The sequence below is a fragment of the Oceanicola sp. 502str15 genome (assembly GCF_024105635.1).
In the GTDB taxonomy this organism is placed as follows: Bacteria; Pseudomonadota; Alphaproteobacteria; order Rhodobacterales; family Rhodobacteraceae; genus Vannielia.
Genome location: NZ_WYDQ01000001.1, coordinates 3,621,402 through 3,639,688, shown reverse-complemented (window position 1 = coordinate 3,639,688; position 18,287 = coordinate 3,621,402). Strand labels below are relative to the sequence as shown.

Below are 18,287 nucleotides of genomic sequence, written 5' to 3'. Positions count from 1 at the left end.
ACATCCTCCGAGAAATGGTCGCAAGTGTCATAACGCCCCGCCACGGGGGCGCAACCCGTCACGCGCCCGCCTTCCCTCTGCGCCGCGCCCGCGATAGCGTCATTCCAACGAACAGGAGAGACCCCACATGAACGACGCCAGCCGCTTTCGCGACGCCGGAGAAGACAAGCGCACCGCCTACGAGGTGCCCGACACCCCGCAAACCCGCGCCCCGGCCTATGCGCTGGCCTTCGCCGACGAAGACTTCCTCTGCCGCGACGAGCTGCGCCCCGTGCGCCTGCAACTGGAGCTGCTCAAGCCCGAACTGCTGATGGAAGAGCACGGCATCCGCTCCACCATCGTCCTCTTCGGCGGCGCCCGCATCCCCGAGCCCGCCAAGAAGGACACCGCCCGCACCCAGACCCTCGCCGACCTCTCCGCCTTCTACGACGAGGCCCGCACCTTCGCCCGGCTGATGACCGAGCGCAGCAAGGCCACCGGCGGCACCGAGGATGTCGTGGTCACAGGCGGCGGCCCCGGCGTGATGGAGGCCGGCAACCGCGGCGCCGCAGACGCCGGCGGCCACTCCATCGGCCTCAACATCGTGCTCCCCCACGAGCAGGCGCCCAACGAATACGTCACGCCGGACCTCTGCTTCAACTTCCACTACTTCGCCATCCGCAAGATGCACTTCCTGATGCGCGCCCGCGCCATCGCCGTCTTCCCCGGCGGCTTCGGCACGCTCGACGAGACGTTCGAAGCCCTCACCCTGATCCAGACCGGCCGAATGCAGAAAGTCCCCTTCCTGCTCTTCGGCAAGGCCTTCTGGGAAAAGATCATCAACTGGGACGCCCTGAAAGACGCCGGCACCATCAGCCCCGAAGACCTCGACCTGTTCAAGTTCGTGGACTCGGCGGAAGAGGCGATTGCGGCCATCGACAGCTGGGAAGGTGCAGGCGAAAAACGAGGCGCCATCCCCGGCCGGTAGGGCGGGACTTGTCCCGACTCGCGGCGCACCACGCAAGCCGGGCAGCGCCGACCCGCGGGGTGGCGCATGCAACGCCCGTGCATGCCACTTTATGGTGCGGTTGTCATCGTCCCTCCGAGCGAAGCCCCGAACCTCACCCAAGCGCCGCCCCAGGGGGCGGGTCGGCGCTGCCCGGCGCCTTACGGCTTGATTCCGGGCGGGCGGCCGCAGGGTGGGTGAAACTCATGTTTGAGCAGAATGTCGGCATTGAGCCCCAACCCACTGAATTTCTGCTCCATAGCGAATGGAAGCAAAGTAGGCTCAAGACGCACCTCTACCTTGCACCGGAATCCGTTGCCAAAAATCTACTGGTCAGTTCGAATAGGGGAAAGCTAGCGGGTTACTTCTGGTCAAACCACTTGGCGATAAAATGCCATACGGCACTCGCCAAGAGACTGCCCAGAAACCCGAGAACGAGGGTTTCCAGCATCAGCTATTCCTGAGCTTGAGAAGCGTTCGTACAAACGCAAAAGACCCCACAGGAAAGACCTATGGGGCTACGAAAAAACCGCGCCCTGCACGCCAGCAGAAAGCGAGGTTATCTTTAGACGGAATGCCTAAAATTTGCGGTGCGCGATAAAGCCTTAGGCAGAGCGAATTTAAAGCTGCTGTGACAGAACCATCAAGTTCCGTCTGTCCCCGATTATACCGTCAGGTGCGCCACGCGGCGGAGAAATCCTGCTCACACGTGCAATTCGGTTTGGCGTACTTTGTTCGCACCAAAGGTACACGCTTTGTTCCGCTCGATGAACCACAATCAAAGGACAAATTCCTCAAAGAGGTCGTCCATCTTTCGAACTGCGAAAGGCAGAAGAGTCCGCAAACCGGCCATTCACTAACCCATCAAGCCCCCCCTCAAATCCCCCGCTCCACCCTCTTCCCCCTTGTCCCCGTCAGCTTCATCCCCGGCGCCTCCAGCTTCTCCTCCGGCCCGATCCACGCATAGGCCAGCAAACACGGCTCCGTCTCATCCGTCGTGATCCGGTGCTCATGCCCCGACCCGTTCAATATCAGCGACCCGGGCGCATGCACCGCCGCATCGTTCTCCGACCAGGCCCCAGAAACCGACACATAGCTCTCCTCGATCTCGGCATGGGAGTGCTGCGGATAGGTCGTCTTCGGCGCGAACAGCACGAAGCCCAAAATCAGCCGCTCGGCCACCACCGGCCCCCGCGGCCCCAGCACCTCGCAATAGGCGTATTTCCGGGCCAGCGCGGGCGGCACCTTCTCGTAGCCGTATTCCCAGGTCAGCGTTCCAGCCACCCGGCCCAGCGCCCTCGCCAGCCCGGCCACCGCGCCGCGCTCGCCCCGGTCCAGCGCGCGGCCGAGGTGTGCCACCACCGGCTTGGCCTCCGGCGCGCGCGGCCGCAGCTCCGGCGCGGCGTCGATCACCTTCGAGAGCATGTCGCGCACCCGCTTGCGGTGGCCGCGGATCAGCTTGCTGCCGCCCGAGGAGCCGTGGCGGTAGAGCACGTCGAATTCCTGAAGCAGGTAGAGCCAGTCGGGCTGGTCGGTGAGGCGGGGGAGGCTGGTGTCCATCGGCGGGCTCATCACGGCTGCAACTGGCCCCGAGGCTAGGGCGCGCGCCGGGCGGATGGACCCCCAAAAACGACATCGGGCGGTCGGTTAACCGCCGCCCGTCTTGCAGAAATGCCGTATGCACAGGGTGTGTACGGGATGTGTACAGCTTGTGCCTGTGACATTTTTGCGGTTAACGCCGGTCCGCGGCCTCGCGCACCGGCATCCTTGCAAAGCCCCGGATCAGAGCGTCAGCAGCGCCTCGCCGCCCCGGACCGAGCTGACGATATAGCCGCTCGCCGTCTCTTCCAGCTTGTAGCCGTAGCCCACCAGCCGGTGCTTCCATTCGCGGTTCGAGACCGACTGCTGCTTTTCCCGCATAACGATGCTGCGAAGTTCGTCCATTGGTATTCCCCTGTTTTCTTTAGCAAAACCGGGCAGAAATCCTGCCCCCACAGCCTGCAGGAGACAGGGGCGGTTTGTCAGGAGTTCAGCGACAACCGGGCAATTTCAGGGCAATTGTCTTCGCTCAGTCAACCCGGCTGATCCGCTTGGTCCGCCCGGTTTCCTGCTTCCATTTCAATATGGTAAGCCGCGGCTCCCAGGGGTAGCGGGTGTCTTCGCGGGTCGGAATCCAGGTCAGGTGCCCGCCTTCCCGCCAGGGGTCCACGACAATCCCGTCATACATCGAATCCCCCTTGCGGGAGATGATCGAGGTGGAGTGCTCCAGCAGGATAGGGTTGCGCGCATTGCCAATGGCGCGGTGAATATCAAGGGTCTGGAAACGCTCGGCTTTCAGCGCCTTTTCCATGTCCTCGGCCCAGTGGCGGCAGAGCCCGCGCGGCTTGGTTCCGGCGTTCACCTTCATGTTGTGCACCAGCGGGCCGTCTTCGATTTCATACTCCCGCGCCAGCCGCGCGGTGGCGCTGTAGCTCACCCGCGCCGCCCGCGCCGCCTCTTCCGGGTCGATCCCCGGGCCAAGCGCCAAAATCGCCTGCTCCAGCCGGGCCACGTCATCCGGGGTCGAGGTGGGCGGCGCACCGCATCCAGCCAGCGCAAACCCCAGCACCAAGGCCCCGACAAGCCACAGCTTTCGCTCGATAAAACCCATGTTTCCCTTACCCTGCAGCTCCCAACCTCGCCCGGTGCTAGCCCGCAGATCGCGTGATGTCGAGAGCCGCAGGGCGCAACCAATCCCCGCTCCGCGAGTTGTGATCCCGAAGCCGCGCCTCGCCCTTGCACCCCGGAGACCTTGATGGGAGCCAATCCCCTGCCCGCAGAATCCACGCCCACCGCCCCCGCTCCCGGCGAAATCTGCGTCATCGCCAACGCCAAGTCGGGCACCAATGCGCGGGACGCGGAGGCCATCGACCGCGCCCTGCAAGTCTTTGGCGACGCTGCCGTTCTTCAATACTGGGAGCCGGGCGAAGACATCTCCGAAACCGTCCGAAAGGCGGTCGACGGCGGCGCCCGCATGGTGGTCGCCGCGGGCGGTGACGGCACTGTCATGGCCACCGCCCAGGCCCTTCTGGGCACCGACACCGCCCTCGCCGTGCTGCCCCTCGGCACCTTCAACTACTTCGCCCGCGGCCTCGGCCTGCCCGAAGACCCCGAAGAGGCCGCCCAGGCCATCCTGCGCGGGCGCCGACACCAGATCTCGGTGGGCCTCGCAGGCAGCCGCGTGTTCCTCAACAACGCCTCCCTCGGCGTCTACCCGGCAATCCTCAAGGAACGTGAAACCATCTACCGCCGCTGGGGCCGCCGCCGGTTGATGGCCCATTGGTCGGTCATCAAAACCTTCCTGCGATTTCAGCGCCCTATGAAGATGAAGATCACCGCAGACGGCGAAACCCGGAGCGTCCGCGCACCGCTGCTCTTCGTCGCCCGCTCGCTCTACCAGCTCGACCGCTTCGGGCTTTCCGGCACCGACGCGATCCGCGACGACAAGTTTGCCGTCCTCATCGGTCGCGCCACCAGCCGCGGCAAGCTCTTCAAGATCACCTGGCGGCTCATCACCGGGACCATGCAGGAAGGCCGCGACTATGATCTGATCTCGGCCCGCGAACTGGTCGTCGAAACCGCCCGACCCCGCAATCTCATCGCCTTCGACGGCGAAAAATCCCGCGAAAAGAGCCCCTTCACCTTCCGCATGGCCGATGCGCCCCTCACCATCATCCTTCCGGGCCCCGAATGAGACGAATCCTGCACCTGTCCGACCTGCACTATGGCCGCGCCGATGCCGGCCTCGAGGAGCCGCTGCTCTCTACCATCTCCGACCTGAAGCCGGATCTCGTTGTGATTTCAGGGGATTTCACCCAACGGGCCCGGCGCAGGCAGTTCGAGGACGCGGCAGCTTTCGTCGCGCGCATCGAGGCCCCGGTCCTGTCCGTCCCCGGCAACCACGACACCCCGATCGACAATCTCTACCGCAGGTTCGTCACCCCGTTTCATCGCTACAAAAGCTACATAGATCCCGAGCTGGAGCCCGCCGTGGAAGACGGCGAGATGTCGGTGATCGGGGTCAACACAGTCAACCGCTTCTCCTGGCAGCGCGGCCGGTTTTCGCGCCGCACCGTGCGCCGGGTCTGCGGCGCCTTCGAGCCGCAGCAGGGCAAGCTGAAGGTGGTGGTCGTCCATCACCCGCTGGAGCATGGCCCGACGGTCGAAAAGCGCCTGATGCGCGGCGCCAGCGCGGCCCTCACGGCCCTGTCGGGCTGCGGCGCAGACGTGGTCCTGTCGGGCCACCTGCACACCGCCTCCGCCGCGCCCTTCACCGCCGCGCCGGGCCTGCTTTTTGTGCAGGCGGGCACAGGGCTATCGACACGGCTGCGGGGCGAAACCAACAATTTCAACCTGTTGGACATTGATGGTCCCCGGGTCTCCATCACCACCTGGGCTGCCGAGGGCCACCGCTTCGCGCCCGGCGAGAGCGCCACCTATGCCCGCGGGGCCTCAGGCTGGGAGCGGGTGGCAGGCGAGGCGGAGTTCACCGCCCGCCCGCATCTGGCCTCAGGCTAGTTGGCGCGCGGCAGAAACTCGATCCGGCGGTTCTTGCCCTTGCCCTCCGCGGTGTCGTTCGAGGCCACGGGCTTGCCTTCGCCATAGCCCTTCGCCGTCAGCCGCTCGGGCGCGATGCCGTTCTCGATCAGGTAGTCCGCCACCGACCGGGCCCGGCGCTCCGAAAGGCGCTGGTTGTAGTCGGATTGGCCCACGCTGTCGGTATGGCCCGCAACCTCCACCTCGATCCCGGGGCACCGGCTGGTGATGTCGAGCAGCTCCTTGAGCAGCGGCTCCGAGGCACTGTCGAGCCGCGCCGAGCCGGAGGCAAAATAGATATTCCCGGTGCGCGACAAAATCTCGAACCGGCCTTCGCAGGCCTCCGTGCTGAAATCGCCCTCATCCTCGAGCGCCGCATTGGTGGCATCCACCTCGCCGTCGCGCCCGCCGGAAAGCGGCGCGCCGCCGGTGCCACGCCGGTCGAACAGAAAGTCGAAGGTCACAGAGGCAGAGGGCACGATGTCCACCTTGGCGGCATCCTCCAGCTTGCCGAGATTTTCCATCATTCCAAACTCTTCGACCGAGATCGCCACCGGGCGCGCGGTGGCCACGGAGATCCGGTCATCGCTCAGAAGGGTCGCCACCACCTCCGCCACGAGGGTCTTCTTGACCCCGTGGAGGTCGAGCGAGAAGGGCATCGAGAAGGTCGCACGGCGCTTGGATTCCAGCTCTTTCAGCATGTCGGCGGTGACGTCGGCCAGCACCACGGCCTCGGCGAACTTGAAGGTTTCGAAGAACAGAAACCGCATCCGCACGTTGCGAAGGTCGATCTTGGTATCGACGCTTTCGAGCGCGACCCGGACCTCAGCCTTACCATTTGGAAAGATTTCCCCGGTAAACGTTGCAAAGTCGCTGGATTCCGAAACGACCTCCTTCTTGATCGACTGAAACCGCAGGTTGGAGTCTTCGGGGTCGAGCAGCCAACCGGGCTCCAGCGCGCTTTGGGCGTGCGCGGGCGCAGCGGCGGTCAGGATGAGCGCCAGAATGAGGGCGAAGGAACGAAACATGGAAACCTCCCTGGGTTGAGGTTGAAAATGGGTTCTGTTGCAAATGCCGCCCAACGGGCGGATGAGTTGGGAACATGAATTGCCCGGAGGCGGAACTGTTGCTAGCGTCCCGATACTAAACGCAACGGGCGAGCAGAATGAAAGAAAATCGTGCAGGTCTCGTGATTGGGCTGTTTGCCGCCCTGCTCGTGGCTGCATCCGCTGCCGCGCAGGAGGCGCGCGACCCGGCGGTCATCATCCTCGACGTGGAGGAGAATGGTCAGGTCGAAGGCCCCGAAGAGCCCGTTGGCCCGGTCCGCTGGGGAGAGCCGCTGGTGGGCGGTGTCGAGGAGATCCGCGGCAAGACGATCGAGCAGGTGTTCACCGAGAACACGCCGCTGTTTCCGCCGCTCGAGGGCCTGCCCGAGGAGATCTGGAAAGAGCAGACCTGCACAAACTGCCATGAGTGGACGCAAGAGCGCATCTGCGAGCAGGCGACCAACTACCTGAACCCCGAGTTCATCGACAACCTCACCAAGCCCCACCCGCTGGGCGGCACCTTCAAGGGCAATCTCAAGCTCTGGGCTGAAGAAGGCTGCCAGTAGCGCCCCGGGGCTCCTGCAGGGCTTTTGGGCCATCCGGCGCATGGGCCTCCGTGCCAAGCACCCGTTCGACCAAATGGCGATGCGAGTGCCCCGGAAACGGCCCGCCGAAGCGATGGATGAGCCGGGCATAGGCATACCCGAGCTCCGACGCCGAACAAAGGCGCTGTCCGCCCGGCGCTTCGCACACAACGAGCCCGCCGCCCGAGGGCCGCAGTTCGTACCCAAGACCCTCGAGGCTGGTCACGAGCCGATCCCAGCTCTCGGCCTCGGCAAAAGCCGGCCCGACCCGCTCGGCGAGCCGCGCAATCTGCTGCTCGTCCGGCCGACGAGCCATGTTTGACGAAGGATGCCTGCGCCGAAGCTCCCGGCGCACCGCATCGCGCAACAGGTCGCCAACCGAGATGTCATCGCCCCGGGCTTCATCCATCAACTCCGAGAGCGTGGCATTGCTGACCTGAAAGGATATCCGCTGCATGGCCGCAGCTTCATCCGATTCTGGTTAACAGAATCCTAAAGCCCGGCCTCCGCCGCGATTTCCTTGCGGCTCTTGCGCGCGCGCTCGGTCTCGGACTTCAACTGCCCGCAGGCCGCCATGATGTCTTCGCCACGCGGTGTGCGGATCGGAGAGGCATAGCCCGCCTTGTAGACCACGTCGGCAAAGGCCTCGATCCGTTCCCAGCTCGATCGCTTATAGGGCGCGCCGGGCCATTCGTTGAAGGGGATCAGGTTGATCTTGGCGGGAATGCCGGAGATCAGCTTTACCAGTCGGCGGGCGTCGGCATCGCTGTCGTTCACCCCGTCGAGCATGACGTATTCGAAGGTAATGCGCTCCGAGTTCGACAGGCGCGGGTACTCCCGCAGCGTGTTCAGCAGGGTCTCGATGTTCCACCGCTTGTTGATCGGCACCAGCTTGTCGCGCACCTCGTCGGTGGTGGCGTGGAAGCTCACCGCGAGCAGGCAGCCGATCTCCTCGGCGGCCCGCGCGATTTCGGGCACCACGCCCGAGGTCGACAGGGTGATCCTTCGACGCGACAGCGAAATCCCCTCACCGTCCATGGCGATCTTCATGGCATCGCGGACGGCTTCGAAGTTGTAGAGCGGCTCGCCCATGCCCATCAGCACGATATTGGAGAGCAGGCGTGGCCCGTTCTCATCCGAGCCCTTGCCGGGCTCGGGCCACTCGCCAAGGTCATCGCGCGCCAGCATCACCTGGCCGATGATCTCGCCCGCGGTCAGGTTGCGCACCAGCTTCTGGGTGCCGGTGTGGCAGAACGAACAGGTCAGCGTGCAGCCCACCTGCGAAGAAATGCAGAGCGTGCCGCGATCTTCCTCGGGGATGTAGACCGTCTCGACCTCGTGCCCGCCCGCAATGCGCACAAGGTACTTGCGGGTGCCGTCAGCCGAAACCTCGCGCTTCACCACCTCGGGCAGCGCAATCTCGAACGCCTCGTCCAGCTCGGCCCGGAAGGCCTTGGAGAGATTGGTCATCGCCTCGAAATCACGCACGCCCCACTGGTAGATCCACTGCCAGATCTGGTTCACCCGCATCCGCACCTGCTTGTCGGCCACACCGATGCCACGCAGCGCTTCGGCCAGCCCTTCACGGGTCAGGCCGACGATGTTGCGTTTGCCGCTCTCGGGCAGCTTGCGGGGAATCGTCGCCACGTCTTGCGTGATCGGGGCACTGGCCTCGGTCATTGGGTCTCTCCGGGTGTCGGGTTCAAGCCGACCACATAGGGCGGCGAGACCCTTATTGCAAAGGTTTTCTCAGACACCGAAGCGGCGGGATATGTCCTCGAGCGCCTCGCGCTGGCGCGGTCCGAGGGTGCCACCATCGGCACTGGCGGCAGTGTTGAGAACGGTGAGAAGCGGCTGCAACTCGTCCTGCCCGCCCAGCGTGAGGAGCTTCTTCACGATGCGAGCGATAGCCGCATCGGGCGCGCCGCATTGCCCAACGAGCCAGCGCCCCAGAACGGCAGCCTCCTCGGCGCCGTTGAGATCGACACGATAGGCCTTCTGCAGCCCCTGAAGGATGCCGGTACGCTGGCTGCGGGTCGGCAAATCATCGAGCGAAATGAAGGCCTCGGCAATGCCGGCCGTGGCGACCACCGGCTCTTCGATGCCGTCAACCGGGTGTTCCCTCTTGCGCAGCCGGTAGCCAAACCGCCGGGCCGCGGCCCGCACATCGCCAGCCGCGTCCATCAGTTCGCCCGCCATATCGGCGGCGCCCTTCATGCGGACATACCAGAAATAGGCCGCGCCCAGCAGCGCGATGGCACCAAGGATGAATGGCAAGGCAATGACTCCGCAGAAAAATCCTGACGCGAGCCTAAGCCGATCCGTTGGCTCCGATCAACCGCCGCAGCGCTTTTCGGCCTCTTCGATGGCGGCGGTCAGACCGAGCAGCGAAAAGCTGTCTTCGGTGCGGGTGCCCCGGCTCGAACGGGCCGAAAGCTTGGCCTCGGAGCCGCGCTTCATGGCGGTGAGGATCTTGGCGTCATCCTGCGGGCTGGCCGACCAGGCCCACTCGCCCTCGGTGAACAGCTCGAACTGGGTGCCGCCGATATCCAGCGTCACCGTGGAGCCGCCCGCAAAGGGGTAGCCGCCGGTAAAACTCACCTCGCCCGCATTGCTGCCGGGGCGGAAGGTGACGAACAGCAGAATGTCGCTTCGCCGCACCGCGACGACACGGCCATCGCGGGTGTTCACCGTTTCCTTGGGTGCCGAAACGCTCCAGCACTCCTTGGGGCTATCCTCGACAAACACAGACCAGTCGGTCTTTGCCGCCACGCGATTGTCGCTCTCCTGCGCAAAGCCTGCCGATGCGGCCAGTGCAATGCCGCCAGCCACGAGGCCAGCCCAAACCCGGTTTGTCATGTGTTCCACAGCCTCCAGCTGCCTCTGCCTCAAGCCTTCGCCTTTCCTTGCAGGTGGCGAATGTCTTTTCAACTTGCTCTGCCTCAATGTAACGTGATTTCCCATATCTGCGAAAGCCCTCTTGGCAGAATTTCGCTTACAATACGGAGAGGTGAGGCATGCAGGCAGAGCTTTTGGTCGAAGTGACCCGCGGTGAGGCGGTGGAGTCGGTCCATTTCGGGCACATCGCGGTGGTGAATGCGGCGGGAGAGCTGATTGACGGACGCGGCGCGCCCGGCCTTCCGGTCTACCCCCGTTCGGCGGCAAAGATGATCCAGGCCCTGCCCCTCGTGCGCTCGGGCGCCGCAGCGGCCCGGCACCTGGGCACCGAGCAGCTCGCCCTCTCCTGCGCCTCGCACAACGGCGCTCTGATCCACACCAAGCCCGTCGCCCGCTGGCTCGCCGCCCTCGAGCTGGGCGATGCCGATCTGCGCTGCGGCCCCCAGATGCCCGACGATCGCCCCGCACGGGAGGGCCTCATCAAGGCCGACGAAGCGCCCTGCCAGCTGCACAACAACTGCTCCGGCAAGCACGCAGGCTTTCTGACGCTGAGCAAGCACCTTGGCGCCGGCACAGAGTATCACGAGGTGGATCATCCGGTGCAGCAGGCCGCCCTCGCCGCCTGGGAGGAGATTTGCGACGAGGAGACCGCGGGCTACGGGATCGACGGGTGTTCGGCCCCCAACTACCGCAGCTCCGTGACGGCGATGGCCCGGGCCATGGCAAAGTTCGCCGCCGCCCCCGAAGGTTCTGCCGAGGCACAGCTGCGTGATGCCATGATGGCCCATCCCGAGCTCGTGGCCGGCGAGGGCCGCGCCTGCACCGAGTTGATGCGCGCCGCCAAGGGCCGCGCGGCGGTAAAGACCGGGGCGGAGGGCTATTTCACCGCGATCATACCGGGCCAAGGCCTCGGAATCGCGCTGAAAGTGGCCGATGGCACCACCCGGGCGGCAGAATGCACCATGGCCGCGCTGCTGGTGAAGTACGGCGTGCTCGACAAGGACGACCCGGCGGTGCGCAAGCGGGCCTGGACCAGCGAGACCAATCGGCGGAACATCGAAGTGGGCGAAATCCGCCCCGCCTTCTGAGCGGCGCGGCAAGCACGGCGGGACAAGTCCCGCCCTACGCGACGAACTCCGACTTCGCGTAGCCCTGAAGGTAGAGCAGAGCCGTGAGGTCGCCATGGTCGACCCGCACGTCGCACTCTGCGGCCACCACCGGCTTGGCGTGCATCGCAACGCCAATACCCGCCGTATCCAGCATCGGAAGATCATTGGCACCGTCGCCCACGGCGATGGCGTCATGGTTGCCGAGGTCGAGCGCACCCGCGATCTCCATCAGCGCCTGCACCTTGGCATCGCTGCCGAGCGCCGGTTTTTGAACCTTCCCGCTCAAGCTGTTGCCCTCGGTCAGCAGAACGTTGGCGCGATGCTCGTCGAAGCCCAGCTCTGCCGCCACCTTGGCAGTGAAGGCCGTGAACCCGCCCGACACCAGCGCCGTGCGCGCGCCATTGGCCTTCATCGTGGACAGCAGCACCTTGCCGCCGGGACGATAAGTGATGCGCTCGGCCAGAACCTTGTCGATCACGCTCACCGGCAGCCCCTTCAGCAGGCCCACCCGCTCGTCGAGCGCCTCGAAGAAATCCAGCTCGCCATTCATCGCCCGCGCCGTGATCGCCGCCACCCGCTCGCCCACACCCGCCTCGGCGGCCAGTTCGTCGATGCATTCCTGCTCGATCATGGTCGAATCCATATCGGCCAGAAGCAGCTTCTTGCGGCGCCCTTCGCCGGGCAGGATGTTGAGATCCACCCCCATCGCCCGCATCTCGGCGGCAACCTCGGGCGCGTTACCCGGCAGCGCCCCCAGCAGCGCGAACTCCGCCGCCTCGTCGGGTGCCAGCCACTGCACATCGCCCCCGCCCCATGCATTGCGCAGGGCTTCGGGCATCGCGGGGTCCAGCCCGCCGGGGCGGGCGATCAGAACGACAACAAACATGCAGGGCCTCCTGGCTCGGGTCGGGCGGGTTTAACCATGCCCCCCACGCCGCGCCAAGCTGTTTCCGATCGGAACGCCCGCCGCCGCTTTTGCCGCGACATCGGTCGCATCCGGCGCATTTTCCCGCTTGCGGCAGCCCGGGCCTGCCTCTACATGCGGCGGTGGGACACCTCTCCCCAACGAGAGGCACATATCTGTAAGGATACCAGAAATGGCTAACCAAGCTCCGGCAGCGCGCCCGGCCACCAAACCTGTCGACGTTCCGTCGAACCCGCGCTTTTCCTCCGGCCCCTGCGCCAAAATCCCCACCTTCACGCTCGACAAGCTTTCCGACGCCGCCCTCGGCCGGTCGCACCGCGCAGCCATTGGCAAGACCAAGCTGAAGGACGCAATCGAGACCACCCGCGAAATTCTCGGCATCCCCGCCGATTACCGCATCGGCATTGTCCCCGCCTCCGACACCGGCGCGGTTGAAATGGCCATGTGGAACCTGCTCGGGGAGCGCAAGGCGACGATGATCGCCTGGGAGAGCTTCGGTGCGGGCTGGGTCACGGATGTGGTCAAACAGCTCAAGATCGACGCCGAAGTGAAGACCGCCGACTATGGCGAGATCGTCGATTTCGCGGAAGTCGATTTCAACACCGATGTCACCTTCACATGGAACGGCACCACCTCCGGCGTGCGTGTGCCCAATGGCGATGCAATCCCGGCGGACCGCGAGGGCCTGACCATCTGCGACGCCACCTCGGCGGCCTTCGCGATGGACCTGCCCTGGGACAAGCTCGATGTCACCACCTTCTCCTGGCAGAAGGTGCTGGGCGGCGAAGCGGCCCACGGGATGCTGGTGCTCTCGCCCCGCGCCGTCGAACGGCTCGAAAGCTACACCCCCGCATGGCCCCTGCCCAAGATCTTCCGGCTCACCAAGGGCGGCAAGCTGATCGAAGGCGTCTTTGTGGGCGAAACCATCAACACCCCCTCCATGCTGGCGGTCGAGGATTACCTCGTTGCGCTGGACTGGGCCAAATCGGTCGGCGGCCTCAAGGGCCTGATCGCCCGCGCCGATGCCAACGCCAAGGCGATCTTCGATTTCTGCGAAGCCCGCGACTGGATCGACAACCTCGCCGCCGATCCGGCCACGCGCTCCAACACTTCGGTCTGCCTGAAGTTCACCGATGCGCGCATTGCGGATGGTGCCGCCTTCGCCAAGGCCGTGGCCAAGCGGCTGGGCGACGAGAACGTGGCGCTCGACGTGGGCGCCTACCGCGACGCCCCTCCGGGCCTGCGCATCTGGTGCGGCGGCACGGTCGAGACCTCCGACATCGAGGCGATGCTGCCCTGGCTCGAATGGGCCTTCGAGGCCGAGATCGAGGCGCTCTCCGAAGCCGCATGATGGTGGATTAACGCCCACTCTACGAAGCCTCGTAGGGTGGGGTTAAACCCACCACCCCAATCAAATCCGAATACCCATTCTCAAAGGACCAAACCCCATGGCTCCCAAAGTTCTCGTTTCCGACAAACTCTCCGAAACCGCCGTCCAGATTTTCCGCGACCGCGGCATCGAGGTGGATTTCCGCCCCGAGCTGGGCAAGGACAAGGACGCCCTCGCCGCCGTTATCGGCGATTATGACGGCCTCGCCATCCGCTCCGCCACCAAGGTGACCGCCAAGCTGCTGGAGAGCGCCACCAACCTCAAAGTCGTCGGTCGCGCCGGCATCGGCACCGACAATGTCGACAAGGAAGCCGCCTCTAAGAAAGGCGTGATCGTGATGAACACGCCCTTCGGCAACATGATCACCACCGCCGAGCACGCCATCGCGCTGATGTTCGCCGTCGCCCGCCAACTGCCCGAGGCCTCCGAGTCGACCCACGCGGGCAAGTGGGAAAAAAGCAAGTTCATGGGCGTCGAGCTGACCGGCAAGACCCTTGGCGTCATCGGGGCAGGCAACATCGGCGGGATCGTCTGCGACCGTGCGCGCGGCCTTAAGATGAAGGTCGCCGCCTATGACCCTTTCCTCAGTCAGGAGAAGGCCGACAAGATCGGCGTCGAGAAGGTCGAGCTCGACGAGCTGCTCGCCCGCGCCGACTTCATCACCCTCCACGTCCCGCTCACCGACCAGACCCGCAACATCCTGAGCCGGGAGAACCTTGCCAAGACCAAGAAGGGCGTGCGTATCATCAACTGCGCCCGTGGCGGGCTGATCGACGAAGAGGCGCTGGCCGAACTGCTGAAATCCGGCCATGTCGCCGGGGCCGCGCTCGACGTGTTCGCGGTTGAGCCTGCCACCGAGAACGTGCTTTTCGGCCTGCCCAACGTGGTCTGCACCCCGCACCTCGGCGCCTCCACCTCCGAAGCGCAGGAAAACGTGGCGCTTCAGGTCGCCGAGCAGATGTCGAACTACCTGCTCGACGGCGCGGTAGAGAACGCGCTCAACATGCCCTCGATGACCGCCGAAGAGGCCAAGGTCATGGGGCCGTGGGTCAAGCTGGCCGATCACCTCGGCGCCTTCATCGGGCAGATGACCGATGAGCCGATCAAGGCGATCAACATCCTCTACGACGGTGTCGTGTCTTCGATGAACCTGCCCGCGCTGAACTGCTCGGTCGTGGCCGGCATCATGAAACGGGCCAACCCCGACGTGAACCTCGTGAGCGCCCCGGTCATCGCCAAAGAACGCGGCGTGAAGATCTCGACCACCAACCAGGACAAGTCCGGCGCCTTCGACGGCTACATCAAGGTGACGGTGGTGACGGAGCTGCGCGAGCGCTCGATCGCGGGCACCGTGTTCTCGGATGGCAAGCCGCGCTTTATCCAGATCAAGGGCATCAACATCGACGCCGAGATCGGCGAGCACATGCTCTACACCACCAACAAGGACGTGCCGGGCATCATCGGCACCCTCGGCCAGACGCTGGGCACCAACGGTGTGAACATCGCCAACTTCACGCTTGGCCGCTCCTCGGTGGGCACCGACGCCATCGCTCTGCTCTACGTCGATGACCGGGTGCCCGACGACGTGCTGAACAAGCTGGCCGCGACCCAGCTCTTCCAGTCGATCAAGCCGCTGCAATTCGACATCGCCTGATAGCGCAGTAAACCCAATTGGCGGCGGCTCCGGGAGACCGGGGCCGCCGTTTTGCTGCGCGATTCCTTACCGGCAAAATCCCGCAGGCAAGGTTGACCCGCATCGGGTGAGTGGTATCTCCGCAAAAAGGGCGATGCTGGCGCCCCAAATCTTGTGGAAGGTCAGGCTGGTATGCGCGTTTACGCGATTGGTGACATTCATGGGCATCTCGACAAGTTGCGGAGCGTTCATGCGCTCATCGCAGCCGACAAGGCCCGTGTCGGCGACCCGGATGCGGTTGTGGTCCATGTCGGCGATCTGGTCGACCGGGGCCCCGAGTCTGCTGGTGTGCTGAGCTACCTTGCCGAAGGGCTTGAAGCCGGGCAGCCCTGGGTGATCCTCAAGGGCAACCACGACCGGATGATGCGCCGCTTCCTCGAGCCCGATCGCCTGCGCGACCCCTCCCGCCCCGACCTGCACTGGCTGCAGGACAATATCGGCGGGCGCAGCACCCTCGAGAGCTACGGCGTCGATACCGACCCGGCACGTGGCAAGGAAGCCATTCACACTGACGCCCGTGCCGCCGTGCCTGAGGCTCATGTGACCCTGCTCGACGGGCTCGTCACTCACCACCACATGCCCGGCCTCTATTTCGTGCACGCCGGTGTTCGTCCCGGCGTCGGCTTTGCCGATCAGGTCGAAGATGATCTGGTGTGGATTCGCGAGCCCTTCCTTTCCGATGCGCGTGACCATGGCGCACTCGTGGTGCACGGCCACAGCCCCGTGGCAGCGGCCACGCACTATGGCAACCGGCTGAACATCGACAGCGCGGCGGCTTACGGCGGTCCGCTCTCGGCGGTTGTGATCGAGGGGGCGGAGCTTGCGGTCTCTCTGCTCACGGAAACGGGCCGCCGCCCGCTGGTGCCGGTTCAGGCCGCGCTCGGCTGACCGGAGCGGCCGCAGGGCGCCCATTCTGCCGACTCCACGGCGTTCCATGTTCCAGAAACGGAAAGGCCCCGGACGTTCGCACGCCCGGGGCCAGTTTTTCGGGATCTGCCCGGGGCGATCAGCCCTTGGCAAACTCGGGGTAGGCTTCCATCCCCATCTCGGTGGTGTCCAGCCCGGTGATCTCGTCTTCTTCGCTGACGCGAAGTCCGGTGATCATTTTCAGCAGGAACCACACCACGCCGGAGGCGACGATGGTGAAGATGGCCACCACGACGATACCGTAGATCTGCGCACCGAAGGAGGCGTCACCATTGGTGATCGGCACGGCAAAGGTGCCCCAGATGCCGGCCATCAGGTGAACCGGGATCGCGCCGACGACGTCGTCGATCTTCAGCTTGTCGAGGAACGGAACCGCGAAGACCACGATCACCGCACCGACCATGCCGATCAGCGTTGCCGCACCAAGGGTGGGGGTCAGCGGTTCGGCGGTGATGGAGACGAGGCCCGCGAGAGCGCCGTTCAGCACCATGGTCAGGTCGACCTTCTTGTAGAGGATCTGGGTCAGCACCATTGCGGCCACGGCGCCACCGGCGGCAGCTGCGTTGGTGTTGGCGAAGATCCGGCTGACATCAGCCACGTTGCCGATAGTGCCCATCGCCAGCTGCGAGCCGCCGTTGAAGCCAAACCAGCCGAGCCACAGGATGAACGTACCCAGAGTGGCGAGGGCGAGGTTGGAACCGGGCATCGGGATGGTCTTGCCGTCCCGGTACTTGCCGATACGCGGACCAAGGATCAGCGCGCCGGTCAGAGCGGCCCAGCCACCCACCGAGTGCACAACGGTCGAGCCTGCGAAGTCCTGGAAGTTCGCCGCATCGAGGAAGCCGCCGCCCCACTTCCAGGAAGCCTGGAGCGGATAGATCACGGAGGTCAGCACGATCACGAAGATCAGGAAGGGCCACAGCTTGATGCGCTCGGCCAGCGTGCCGGAAACGATCGAAGCGGTGGTTGCACAGAACATCAGCTGAAAGAAGAAGTCCGAACCGGTGGAGGCATAGCCGAGGTCGTCGGCATCTGCCGCGCCAACGCCGACAGCTTCCAGCACGCCGGGGCCCCAGACGCCCGAAAGCACGCCGTCAACCGACCATGTGCCCAGCGGATACATCAGGTTGTAGCCGATCAGGTAGTAGAAGATCGACGCCAGCGAGAAGAGCGCCACGTTCTTGGTGAGCTGAATGGTCACGTTCTTCTGACGCACCAGGCCCGCTTCGAGCATGGCAAAACCGGCAGCCATCCAGAACACGAGGAAGCCCCCGATCAGGAACAGCACGGTTGTCAGGATGAAGTCACCGTTGATGAAGGGCTCGTAGCTTGCCTCGATGGCAGCTGCAGCGGCTTCGGTGGGGTCTTCACCGTCTGCAATGGCGCCCTCGGCGGCACCAATGGCCTTTTCGAGAAGGCGCGCATTGGTGTCGCTTGCCGCAGCCATGGCGGCTTCGGCAGCCGCGACGGCATCGGCAGCGGAGCCCTCTGCGGCTTCCGCCGCGGGCTCCTCGGTTGCAGTGTCTTGCGCCATCGCCACGGGGGCGCTCGCAAGGGCGGCAAACAGCGCAATCACGCCGCTGGCCAGAAGGAGTTTGATCGTTTTCATTGTCCCATGTCTCTCCAGTGTCGGGGTGACGCTCAAAGCGCTTCGTCGTTGATTTCACCCGTGCGCACGCGCACGGCCTGGTTCACGTCCAGAACGAAGATCTTGCCGTCGCCGATCTTGTCGGTCTTCGCGGTGGTCTGGATCGTCTCCACCACCTGGTCCGCCATGGCCGCGGAGACGACGATCTCCAGCTTGACCTTGGGCACGAAATTCACGGCGTATTCGGCACCGCGGTAGATCTCGGTATGGCCCGATTGAGAGCCGAAGCCTTTGATCTCAGTCACCATCATGCCGCGCACGCCGATGGCGGTCAGCGCCTCGCGGACCTCCTCCAGCTTGAACGGCTTGATCGCTGCAATTATGAGTTTCACAGTTGTCCCCTTCCTTTATGCCGAGCGCAGCCCCGGCGGGTTCACCGCGACAGTCACATCCCGTTGCCTCGCACTCTTCAAGCGAGCGAGCCCCGGCAAGACTGCGGATTCAGCGGGCAGTTGCACAATTTTTGCACAAATCGAGCCGCTTGCCTAAAAATTTAGCTGAATGAAA

19 protein-coding genes are annotated in these 18,287 nt (G+C 64.7%); 8 read left to right on the top strand and 11 right to left on the bottom strand.

Going from position 1 to position 18,287, the window contains the following annotated elements:
* Nucleotides 1–127 precede the first annotated feature (127 nt).
* Nucleotides 128–967 carry a TIGR00730 family Rossman fold protein gene (locus tag GTH22_RS17895; RefSeq protein ID WP_252946951.1) on the top strand — a complete coding sequence of 280 codons (840 nt, stop codon included), beginning with the start codon at nucleotides 128–130 and terminating at the stop codon, nucleotides 965–967.
* Nucleotides 968–1,861: 894 nt separating this feature from the next.
* Here GTH22_RS17895 and GTH22_RS17890 read toward each other — a convergent pair.
* The 3 genes from GTH22_RS17890 to GTH22_RS17880 all read right to left on the bottom strand — a co-directional run bounded on the left by GTH22_RS17890 (nucleotide 1,862) and on the right by GTH22_RS17880 (nucleotide 3,635).
* Nucleotides 1,862–2,545: a dimethylsulfonioproprionate lyase family protein gene (locus GTH22_RS17890; protein WP_252946950.1), complete on the bottom strand. Its 684-nt coding sequence runs from the start codon at nucleotides 2,543–2,545 to the stop codon at nucleotides 1,862–1,864.
* A 222-nt stretch (nucleotides 2,546–2,767) separates the two neighbouring features.
* Nucleotides 2,768–2,929 carry a hypothetical protein gene (locus tag GTH22_RS17885; protein ID WP_252946949.1) on the bottom strand — a complete coding sequence of 54 codons (162 nt, stop codon included), beginning with the start codon at nucleotides 2,927–2,929 and terminating at the stop codon, nucleotides 2,768–2,770.
* Nucleotides 2,930–3,053: 124 nt separating this feature from the next.
* A complete protein-coding gene (locus tag GTH22_RS17880; RefSeq protein WP_252946948.1) occupies nucleotides 3,054–3,635 on the bottom strand; it encodes a hypothetical protein in 582 nt (193 codons plus the stop codon).
* A 144-nt stretch (nucleotides 3,636–3,779) separates the two neighbouring features.
* On the opposite strand from GTH22_RS17880, the gene GTH22_RS17875 reads away from it, so the two are divergent.
* Both GTH22_RS17875 and GTH22_RS17870 read left to right on the top strand, forming a co-directional pair.
* Nucleotides 3,780–4,718: a diacylglycerol kinase family protein gene (locus GTH22_RS17875; protein ID WP_252946947.1), complete on the top strand. Its 939-nt coding sequence runs from the start codon at nucleotides 3,780–3,782 to the stop codon at nucleotides 4,716–4,718.
* Nucleotides 4,715–5,542: a metallophosphoesterase gene (locus GTH22_RS17870; protein WP_252946946.1), complete on the top strand. Its 828-nt coding sequence runs from the start codon at nucleotides 4,715–4,717 to the stop codon at nucleotides 5,540–5,542. The genes GTH22_RS17875 and GTH22_RS17870 overlap by 4 nt, the downstream gene beginning before the upstream one ends.
* Here the strand turns inward: GTH22_RS17870 and GTH22_RS17865 are convergent.
* Nucleotides 5,539–6,588, bottom strand: a complete 1,050-nt coding sequence (locus GTH22_RS17865) for an OmpA family protein (protein ID WP_252946945.1) — start codon at nucleotides 6,586–6,588, stop codon at nucleotides 5,539–5,541. The genes GTH22_RS17870 and GTH22_RS17865 overlap by 4 nt on opposite strands.
* Before the next feature lie 137 nt (nucleotides 6,589–6,725).
* Between GTH22_RS17865 and GTH22_RS17860 the strand changes: the two genes are divergently transcribed.
* The gene (locus tag GTH22_RS17860) at nucleotides 6,726–7,172 is read left to right on the top strand and encodes a hypothetical protein (RefSeq protein WP_252946944.1); all 447 of its coding nucleotides are present in this window, start codon (nucleotides 6,726–6,728) and stop codon (nucleotides 7,170–7,172) included.
* Here GTH22_RS17860 and GTH22_RS17855 read toward each other — a convergent pair.
* The 4 genes from GTH22_RS17855 to GTH22_RS17840 form a co-directional block, all read right to left on the bottom strand.
* Nucleotides 7,141–7,647 carry a hypothetical protein gene (locus GTH22_RS17855; RefSeq protein ID WP_252946943.1) on the bottom strand — a complete coding sequence of 169 codons (507 nt, stop codon included), beginning with the start codon at nucleotides 7,645–7,647 and terminating at the stop codon, nucleotides 7,141–7,143. The genes GTH22_RS17860 and GTH22_RS17855 overlap by 32 nt on opposite strands.
* Before the next feature lie 35 nt (nucleotides 7,648–7,682).
* Nucleotides 7,683–8,870, bottom strand: a complete 1,188-nt coding sequence (rlmN, locus tag GTH22_RS17850) for a 23S rRNA (adenine(2503)-C(2))-methyltransferase RlmN (protein ID WP_252946942.1) — start codon at nucleotides 8,868–8,870, stop codon at nucleotides 7,683–7,685.
* A 69-nt stretch (nucleotides 8,871–8,939) separates the two neighbouring features.
* Nucleotides 8,940–9,467, bottom strand: coding sequence for a hypothetical protein (locus GTH22_RS17845; RefSeq protein ID WP_252946941.1), 528 nt, complete (start codon nucleotides 9,465–9,467; stop codon nucleotides 8,940–8,942).
* Between the two features lie 57 nt (nucleotides 9,468–9,524).
* The gene (locus GTH22_RS17840) at nucleotides 9,525–10,049 is read right to left on the bottom strand and encodes an invasion associated locus B family protein (RefSeq protein WP_252946940.1); all 525 of its coding nucleotides are present in this window, start codon (nucleotides 10,047–10,049) and stop codon (nucleotides 9,525–9,527) included.
* 158 nt (nucleotides 10,050–10,207) lie between these two features.
* Between GTH22_RS17840 and GTH22_RS17835 the strand changes: the two genes are divergently transcribed.
* Nucleotides 10,208–11,176 (top strand): asparaginase, encoded by a 969-nt coding sequence (locus GTH22_RS17835; RefSeq protein WP_252946939.1) that lies wholly within the window; start codon nucleotides 10,208–10,210, stop codon nucleotides 11,174–11,176.
* A 34-nt stretch (nucleotides 11,177–11,210) separates the two neighbouring features.
* On the opposite strand, the gene serB is transcribed toward GTH22_RS17835, so the two are convergent.
* A complete protein-coding gene (gene serB / locus GTH22_RS17830; protein WP_252946938.1) occupies nucleotides 11,211–12,083 on the bottom strand; it encodes a phosphoserine phosphatase SerB in 873 nt (290 codons plus the stop codon).
* Between the two features lie 211 nt (nucleotides 12,084–12,294).
* Between serB and GTH22_RS17825 the strand changes: the two genes are divergently transcribed.
* The 3 genes from GTH22_RS17825 (at nucleotide 12,295) to GTH22_RS17815 (ending at nucleotide 16,093) form a co-directional block, all read left to right on the top strand.
* A complete protein-coding gene (locus GTH22_RS17825; protein ID WP_252946937.1) occupies nucleotides 12,295–13,473 on the top strand; it encodes a phosphoserine transaminase in 1,179 nt (392 codons plus the stop codon).
* Nucleotides 13,474–13,570: 97 nt separating this feature from the next.
* Nucleotides 13,571–15,166, top strand: coding sequence for a phosphoglycerate dehydrogenase (gene serA / locus GTH22_RS17820; protein WP_252946936.1), 1,596 nt, complete (start codon nucleotides 13,571–13,573; stop codon nucleotides 15,164–15,166).
* Between the two features lie 171 nt (nucleotides 15,167–15,337).
* Nucleotides 15,338–16,093, top strand: coding sequence for a metallophosphoesterase (locus tag GTH22_RS17815; protein WP_252946935.1), 756 nt, complete (start codon nucleotides 15,338–15,340; stop codon nucleotides 16,091–16,093).
* A gap of 118 nt (nucleotides 16,094–16,211) precedes the next feature.
* On the opposite strand, the gene GTH22_RS17810 is transcribed toward GTH22_RS17815, so the two are convergent.
* On the bottom strand, nucleotides 16,212–17,741 hold the full coding sequence (locus tag GTH22_RS17810; protein ID WP_252946934.1) for an ammonium transporter: 1,530 nt from the start codon (nucleotides 17,739–17,741) through the stop codon (nucleotides 16,212–16,214).
* A gap of 32 nt (nucleotides 17,742–17,773) precedes the next feature.
* The gene (locus tag GTH22_RS17805; RefSeq protein ID WP_252946933.1) at nucleotides 17,774–18,112 is read right to left on the bottom strand and encodes a P-II family nitrogen regulator; all 339 of its coding nucleotides are present in this window, start codon (nucleotides 18,110–18,112) and stop codon (nucleotides 17,774–17,776) included.
* Nucleotides 18,113–18,287: the final 175 nt, after the last annotated feature.